Origin of the sequence: Selenomonas bovis DSM 23594 (assembly GCF_000381005.1) — a bacterium.
GTDB lineage: Bacteria > Bacillota > Negativicutes > Selenomonadales > Selenomonadaceae > Selenomonas_C > Selenomonas_C bovis.
Window position 1 is genome coordinate 1 of the sequence record NZ_KB908433.1, and the last position, 5842, is coordinate 5842.

Consider the following 5842-nt stretch of genomic DNA (forward strand, 5'->3'; position numbering starts at 1 on the left):
CGCTTCCTGACAAAAGGGCATGTCAACGTAGAGGCAGAAACCATCCTGCTGGCAATGGCACATAACATTTTTAAATTGCATTGCAAAATACAGGCACAGCGATTAGGCGTGCACCTCATCCAAATTACGGCAGCAGCCTGAAACAGAACAGTGCAAAAAACGAGGCGATTGGTGACCACCTGTTTCTTGTACTGTTTTTTATGCCATGATTATCGCCAGTGTCAGATGACCGTGATTGAGGTCAAAGAAAACGGGGCTATCCGCACGAAAATGCTTTCGTGAGACAGCCCCTTCTCTGCTTTATGTGACAATCCCTTATGGAGGCAAGATGATAAAACTCAGCGCTGGGCAATCCGCCGTAGCGTCTCCTCTATGAGGCGTACCTGCGGCTCCACCGTAGCGAGTACCAAGCGCTCGTTCGGGCTATGGATATCCTGAGTGGTCACTCCGATGGAGACCATATCCAGCTGGGGATGCTTGCCGAAATGCCAGCCGCATTCAAGTCCGGCATGGATGGTCTCCACCTTCATCGGCTTGCCGTTCTGCTCCTGGAAAATATCGGCCATCATCTTGGCGAGGACGCTCTGCTTGTTCTCTTTCCAGCCGGGAGACTTCGTGCCGATGACAGCGCGGAACCCCAAGATCTCGCCGAGCGTTTTCGCCGCATAGATGAACTCATCGAGCTTGCCATCCACAGCGGAACGCGGGAAATATTCCACGGCAATTTTTCCCTCTGTCATGCGCACAACACCGAGATTCGCACTCGTCTCCACCAGCGTCGGGATGACCGTCGACATCGCAAAAACACCCGTATGTACGAGCGTGAGCAGCTGCAGCAACGCCTGCGCCGTATCCTTTCTCAATACCTCGGCAGGCTTTTCCGTCTCCTGCAGGACGAACTCGACCTTGGGATCCACCGCGCCGTAGATCGCGAGGAACTTCTCCTTCTCCGCCGTGAGAATCTGGGAAATCTCCTCCTTGGGGATGGCTGTTACGAATACTGCCTCTGCCGTATCTGGAATCGCATTATGCGCCTTCCCGCCGTGAAAATCCGCCACGGCGACCGCTCCATGCTGTGACAGCGCCTGCAGCAGAAACGCCAGCGTCCGCAATGCATTGCCGCGACCATCGCCGATGCGCTCGCCGGAATGACCGCCGAGCAAACCGCCGACACTGAGCCGGTAGGCTGTGCCCGCTGGCGACGGCTCGTGCTGCAGTGCCCGCTCGAACGTAATATCGACGCTGCCCGCACTGCCGACCGTGAGCTCATCGTAATTCTCAGAATCGCAATTGATGAGAAACTGTGCATCCGTCAGATGCTCCGGCGCAAGGTGAATCGCCCCCGTCATACCGCGTTCCTCATCCACCGTTACGATCAGCCTCAGCGGGCCATGCTCCTTGGCATTTTTGAACAGATAGATGCCCTCAGCCACACCGATGCCATCATCCGCGCCGAGACTCGTTCCCTCGGCTTCGAGATATTTCTCGCTGCGCACGAGCTTGATGGGATCACGCAGCGGATCATAGGCATAGCCATCCTCCGCGACGCAGACCATATCCATGTGTCCCTGCAAAATCGTGCGCGGCGCCTGCTCGCAACCGGGTGTCGCCGGTGCATCCGCGATAATGTTATTCACCTCATCCTGAACGACATGGAACCCCTGCTCCGTCAGATACGATTTCAGGAAGTCGCTCACCGCCTTCTCTTCTCCGCTCTTGCGCGGAATCGCTGCTAATTTTTCAAACTCAGCGAGTACACCATCGACAATCGTCATTGTTCGTAACCTCCACACATAACCAAAATCTATCTATTTTCGTATTTCTCACTACATGTTAAAAAAACAAAACTCCCAATTCATGGGAGCATCTCACACCACGAGCATCCGCATCGCCTGTCGCCGCTGACACACTGTCTTTACGCCAAACCAACAAACAAAAAAGCGAAGCAATCAAGTGACCGCTCCGCTTCTTCCCATACTCAAAAGAACATCGAACATTATAAAGACAGTCAAGCTCATATAGCCATGCTCGTTCTCTCGCAAATCAAAGCCACAAGGATCAAAGCAAACGAAAACAAATGCATCGAGAAATGCTCAGATACAATATACCGGAGAAATCAGCGGCCATGAAACATCATTAATGAAAAATCACTTCAGCACGGCAACTGACATAGCCTCGGAAACATCAATCCCCTCCGGCACATAAAGGACAATGTAATCCGAGATGCGTTTCGCGCCGCCATCCGATACATAGCAGGCACCATTGACGAAATCGCAAATCCTGCGCTGCTCCTCTGCCTCGACCTTCTCGTAGTTCACGATGACTGCCATCCTGGCCTTGAGATCATCCGCGATCCCCGTGACCTCGTCAAAATTCGTCGGTACATAGACGCGTACCTTGAGCTGCGGTGCCGAATGCACCGTGAGCTGCGGACGACGTGCCGATTTCTGGGAAGCAGTACCACGGTAAGACGAGGAGACACGAACCGTCCCGCCATTCGCCACCTTGAGTTCCTCTTCATCTACGGCCTCCGCCCGGCTCGCCTGCCGCGGCATAGAAACGACGGTCTCTTCCCCGAGACGACCTTCATCTTCCACGTCTACAGACTCCAGAGGCATCAGAACATCTGTGATTTTTTTCGTCCATGCTTTCAAATCCATATCCATCGTCCTCCACATCATTGCGCACAATTCCCCATGTAACTAACCAATATAATAACATATTCTTTTCGAGATTGCAAAAAAACATTCATATTTCCACGCGAATCATTGAAAACGAACCTCTAGCAATTGACATGGATGTGGTGTATCGTCCTGCAAAACAATCTATCGTCATAGACGGAGCTACACCGATGGATGGCAGGCGATCTGGTTTCCTCCACATTTACTCGAGCGATTTCACCCATTCTCTGACCTTATCCTCGCTGAGACTCCCAGTAAAACAGATGCCATCCTGCCACTGTCCTTTACCCCCGGCCATTTCAGAGAGCAGCTTGCCGCTGTTACCGAGTGGCGAACTATACGCCGTCGCAAACGTCACAACGTGTTTTCCCGTAAAATCATTGGCCTTGACAAAGGCATCGACCAGCCAAGCTGCAATGCCCCACCAAATCGGGTAGCCGATAAAAATCGTATCGTAGGACGACCAGTTGTCTGGAACTGCCTTCTCGAGCTGGATCTTCTCGCGCAGTGCGTCATCGTCATGCTCACGGCTCACGCGGCTGGTCGTGTTATTGTAGTCGAGGTCGGCCTCTGTGTAATCCGGCAAGGACACGAGTTTCACGATGTCTGCCTGACGCTCTTTGGCGATGACCTTAGCCACACGCTCCGTACGTCCCGTCGCCGAATAGTAGACGACCAGTGTCTTGCTGCCGGACCTTGCCGCCTCCCCAGCAGTTCTCGCTCTGCTGCCAGCGCTGCCTGCCGCCTGACCGGAGATGTTCCCAGCGGGCGCAGAAAAGCCGCAGCCTGCCAGCGCCACTGCCATCATACCCATGCTGCCGATTTTCAAAAATTCTCTGCGATTCATCGTAACCGCGCTCCTTTCCAAAGCGATAAAAGCCAACCAATTTCGGCAAACAATAAAAAGATGCTGACCTGTATCAAGACGTAACCTACGCCGCTATACGAGAGTGACGGCGTCATGAAGATATGCGCGCCCTGCAAGTGTCCCAGCAGACGATCCTGCTGCGCAGCATAGAAGCCCACCGCTCCGAGTATCACGGCGAGACCACCCAAGAACGCCTGCGCTGGAAAGGTTCTCGCGGTAATGCCAGCCAAATGCAGCCATTTCTGCCACCACGCCTTTCTTTGCAAACCGAAATGAAGCCCCGCAAGCACCAGGAAATACCGCGCTGCCGCACTGTGCAGCTGATAGAGCAGCGGCTTGCTACGCAGCGAGAATGGTACGATATCTGCAAACAGCTCACTCGAGATCAGACAGCCGCTGATGACCGTCACAAGACAGGCCGCAGCGAGCAAAAGATTCAGCAAAAGCCTGAGCACGCGCGGTCCATGCCACTGCCCGCGGCTCAAAGAGGAGACATAACGCCGGTTGAGCGTGAGATGCCCCGCAATCGGCAGCAAGAACGTCACACCCACGGCCTCGTGCAGCAGCGGCGGCAGATAGAAGAACGTCATCTCTGCAACTAGCAGAAGCAACATCAGGATATCCAGCCCGTATCTCATGGTTTCACCACTTTTCCCTCTCGTGCCGGACACACCTCGTCTGTACACGGCACATCTGCGAGCAGACTCTGCTGGACAATCTCCTGCGACATGCGTATGTAATCTTCCTCTGAAACATATTCCCGTTGCCATGCAGCGTCCAAGCTGCTCCAGCCATAGACAAGGCCAGAGAAAACGAGTAACATGGCCAGTGCCCCCAGCCAAACACTTTTCCTCTCATTCACGATCATGACATCTCCTCCCGAAAGTCCCTGCCTCCTCAACCTAGCAGCCGGTTGTCGCTGCCGGTCAAATGTTTTTATAGATTCCTCCCCATCGTCTCCGCCATATCACCGAACTTGGAATGTTCGACCAGCGAGCGCGAACCGCAGCCGATACCGAGCACCTTGCCGACGTCCTGCCATTCCATATAGCGAACCAGTGTGTCGTAGTGATCGACGAGTGCTGACATCGTCCAATCGTCACGGTTATAAGCCGTCGCCATCAGGATGGACTTTTTGCCGTGCAGCCTGCCCGTCCGCGAGTAGAAGCGGTCAACAATTGTCTTGAGCTGTGCCGACATGCCGAAGTAATAGAGCGGCGTCGTCAACACGAGCAGATCTGCCTCGAGCATCTTCGGCATCAAGTCGTTCTCGATGTCGTCCTTCCAGATGCACGAACCATCCATATGGCACTGATCGCAGCCACGGCATGGATGCGTCTCGCTGTTGGCCGCGTCAAAGGTGAACACCTCATGACCAGCCTGCGCCGCGCCCTTCGTGAAGCGGTCAGCCAGATAGATGGATGTTGATTCATCATGTGAATGAGGACTGCTCGTAATTACAACAATTTTCATTGCTTTACCTCCTGAAATCTCGCCTTTCGCGTGCACTGCCACGCCCGAAGCATTCTTTTCCTGTCCCGTCAGCGCCGAAAGACCGCAGCCACTGAGGAACACCGTCATGGCTCCCATACCGGTCAGTTTCAAGAATTCCCTACGTTTCATCCGCGCCACATTCCTTCTGTTTCTGTTCCAGCTCATAGAGCATGTAGTCAATACAGGAGAGCCTTTTCTGCGCCTCATGCAAGGAAGTCAGAAGCTTGCGTCGATGACGCTTGAGAAAGCAGATGCGCGCAGCATCATCTGGCAACGACGAAAGCTCGCATCGGCAGGCATCGGCCTCATAGATTCCCTGTTGATATCTGCGTTCCATTGATTTCACACCCTTATGCTTCCCTCATGCCGTCACTGACCGTTGCGATTCATGCGCGCGCATGATGCCTGCATGCGCGACGAGCGTCCAATTCGGCTTGCCATCGACCATGCTGCCGACAACGATGAGCGGTGCTGGATACAGGGTCAAGGCTTTACCAATATTTTTCTTCATTTCTATTTTCCTCCCAGTTCTTATCTCCGTACCCTGCTACTCTTATCTTACCTGCTCTGCATCACAATGTAAAATGCTTATGCCTTAGCTTGCGTCATACATTTTTCTTATAAAATGCTTGTCAAAAAAGTGGGGCTGTCTCACGAAAGCATTTTCGTGCGGATAGCCCCGTTTTCTTTGACCTCAATCACGGTCATCTGACACTGGCGATAATCATGGCATAAAAAACAGTACAAGAAACAGGCGGTCACCGATCGCCTCGTTTTTTGCACTGTTCTGTTTCAGGCT

8 protein-coding genes are annotated in these 5842 nt (G+C 53.3%); all 8 read right to left on the reverse strand.

Annotation, left to right across the window (positions count from 1 at the left end; translation table 11 throughout):
* Nucleotides 1–338 precede the first annotated feature (338 nt).
* The 8 genes from pepD to F599_RS15685 all read right to left on the reverse strand — a co-directional run bounded on the left by pepD (nt 339) and on the right by F599_RS15685 (nt 5554).
* Entirely contained in the window at nt 339–1775 is a 1437-nt protein-coding gene (gene pepD / locus F599_RS0112795) for a beta-Ala-His dipeptidase (RefSeq protein WP_019543894.1), read from the reverse strand.
* A gap of 372 nt (nt 1776–2147) precedes the next feature.
* Nucleotides 2148–2597 (reverse strand): cell division protein SepF, encoded by a 450-nt coding sequence (locus F599_RS0112800; protein WP_244869353.1) that lies wholly within the window; start codon nt 2595–2597, stop codon nt 2148–2150.
* Nucleotides 2598–2883: 286 nt separating this feature from the next.
* On the reverse strand, nt 2884–3528 hold the full coding sequence (locus F599_RS0112805) for a flavodoxin (RefSeq protein ID WP_019543896.1): 645 nt from the start codon (nt 3526–3528) through the stop codon (nt 2884–2886).
* On the reverse strand, nt 3525–4139 hold the full coding sequence (locus F599_RS0112810; RefSeq protein WP_244869354.1) for a DUF4405 domain-containing protein: 615 nt from the start codon (nt 4137–4139) through the stop codon (nt 3525–3527). The genes F599_RS0112805 and F599_RS0112810 overlap by 4 nt, the downstream gene beginning before the upstream one ends.
* A 44-nt stretch (nt 4140–4183) precedes the next feature.
* A complete protein-coding gene (locus F599_RS0112815) occupies nt 4184–4417 on the reverse strand; it encodes a hypothetical protein (RefSeq protein WP_019543898.1) in 234 nt (77 codons plus the stop codon).
* 68 nt (nt 4418–4485) lie between these two features.
* Nucleotides 4486–5172 (reverse strand): flavodoxin family protein, encoded by a 687-nt coding sequence (locus F599_RS0112820; RefSeq protein WP_026327997.1) that lies wholly within the window; start codon nt 5170–5172, stop codon nt 4486–4488.
* Nucleotides 5162–5380 carry a hypothetical protein gene (locus tag F599_RS15680; protein WP_026327998.1) on the reverse strand — a complete coding sequence of 73 codons (219 nt, stop codon included), beginning with the start codon at nt 5378–5380 and terminating at the stop codon, nt 5162–5164. Before F599_RS15680 ends, F599_RS0112820 begins: the two co-directional genes overlap by 11 nt.
* A gap of 24 nt (nt 5381–5404) precedes the next feature.
* Nucleotides 5405–5554, reverse strand: coding sequence for a hypothetical protein (locus F599_RS15685; RefSeq protein ID WP_019543901.1), 150 nt, complete (start codon nt 5552–5554; stop codon nt 5405–5407).
* Nucleotides 5555–5842: the final 288 nt, after the last annotated feature.

Excerpts from the sequence above, each read along its gene's own strand:
- pepD (WP_019543894.1), bottom strand. The coding sequence starts at position 1,775 with ATGACGATTGTCGATGGTGTACTCGCTGAGTTTGAAAAATTAGCAGCG.
- F599_RS15685 (WP_019543901.1), bottom strand. The coding sequence starts at position 5,554 with ATGAAGAAAAATATTGGTAAAGCCTTGACCCTGTATCCAGCACCGCTC.
- F599_RS15680 (WP_026327998.1), bottom strand. The coding sequence starts at position 5,380 with ATGGAACGCAGATATCAACAGGGAATCTATGAGGCCGATGCCTGCCGA.
- F599_RS0112815 (WP_019543898.1), bottom strand. The coding sequence starts at position 4,417 with ATGATCGTGAATGAGAGGAAAAGTGTTTGGCTGGGGGCACTGGCCATG.
- F599_RS0112805 (WP_019543896.1), bottom strand. The coding sequence starts at position 3,528 with ATGAATCGCAGAGAATTTTTGAAAATCGGCAGCATGGGTATGATGGCA.
- F599_RS0112820 (WP_026327997.1), bottom strand. The coding sequence starts at position 5,172 with ATGAAACGTAGGGAATTCTTGAAACTGACCGGTATGGGAGCCATGACG.
- F599_RS0112810 (WP_244869354.1), bottom strand. The coding sequence starts at position 4,139 with ATGACGTTCTTCTATCTGCCGCCGCTGCTGCACGAGGCCGTGGGTGTG.